This is a genomic window from Actinosynnema sp. NPDC023658 (assembly GCF_040639995.1).
GTDB lineage: Bacteria > Actinomycetota > Actinomycetes > Mycobacteriales > Pseudonocardiaceae > Actinosynnema.
Genome location: NZ_JBFAAX010001395.1, coordinates 1 through 1,191, shown reverse-complemented (window position 1 = coordinate 1,191; position 1,191 = coordinate 1). Strand labels below are relative to the sequence as shown.

General features: G+C 71.1%; 2 protein-coding genes. Both read right to left on the bottom strand.

Annotation, left to right across the window (positions count from 1 at the left end):
• Positions 1–47: 47 nt before the first annotated feature.
• Complete coding sequence (locus AB0G02_RS41280; RefSeq protein WP_360806335.1) at positions 48–902, bottom strand: hypothetical protein; 855 nt, start codon at positions 900–902, stop codon at positions 48–50.
• Positions 903–912: 10 nt separating this feature from the next.
• Positions 913–1,191 (bottom strand): papain-like cysteine protease family protein (locus AB0G02_RS41275; protein ID WP_360806332.1); only part of this gene is annotated, 279 nt, incomplete at its 5' end.

Sequence of the window (1,191 nt, the reverse complement as noted above, 5' to 3'; positions counted from 1 at the left end):
CCCCGGTCCCCGTCGGAAGCCGGGTACCGGGGCGGAGGCGGTCGGGTTCAGCCGGTCGTGCCGCGCCGGCGGCGGCGGACGAGGAAGTCGCTGCCCGCGAGCAGGAGCGCCGCACACGAACCGCCGACCAGCAGCGGTGCCGGGGACGACGGGCCCTCCGCGGTGGCGCTGTAGCCGCTGGACATGCCCTTAATGTCGTACTCCGATCCGGGCAGCTTGTCGGCGTAACGGGTCTTGACCAGCTTCTGGTAGTCGCTCAGCGACACCGACGACCGGCCGTCCAGGCCTTGCCGGGCCTGGTCGTTGAGCGGCTCGACCGTGAGGACCTTGAGCAGGTACCAGCCGCGGATCTGCGGCTCGGCGAACACCAGGCTCCCCGGGCCGGCCTTGCCGGCGAACGCAGCGTCGCTGTCACCCTCGCGCACCCCGGACAGGTGCCAGCCGCCACCCTGCGTGGGCGCCAGCATGACGGTGGCCTGGCGGTTGCCGACGGCGACGCTCAGCGAGGACACCAGGTGGCTCAGCTTGACCGCCTCGGTGGCGACCGGCGGGGAGGTGCCCGCGACGAAGCCCGGCGTGATCTCGCTGACCGCCAGCGGGTCCTTGAGCGTGAAGGCCGGGATCCCGTCGCACGGGTCGGCCTTCTCCGGGATCGTCTGCGGCCCCTCCGAACCGGCCTCGGGCAGCGGCACGCTGAGGAAGCGGCACACGGAGTGGCGGACGGCGGTCGACTTCACCGCGTCCAGAGCGGCTTGGTAGTCCGGGATGTCCACCGGCTGCGGATCGGCCGCGTGGGCGGGGCCGGAGGAGGACAGCAGTGCGGAGACGCCCAGTGCCAGGACCGCGGCCAGGCGGGAGAGGCGCGAGGCCGCCCGTTCGCGGGACGTTCGTGTTTCGCGCATGTCGCCTGCCTTAACGGGAGATGCCGATCCGGGAGTGGGTCCACTTGTGCGAGCTGTTGCTGACGTAGTCGTTGTAGTTCCACCACGTGTAGGTGGCGGTGTCCGGCCACGGGTCGGCCACGGCGATGGTGTTGTTCACGTTGTCGAAGCCGTAGACGACGTTCATGTGGCCACCGCCCGAGGTCCACCCGATGCGCGCACCGACGGGACGGGACGCCTTGACCTCGGTGTAGACCTGGTTGAACGAGGCCGCGTTGTTCAGACCGGTGCCCGGGTGCGCCATGCCGAG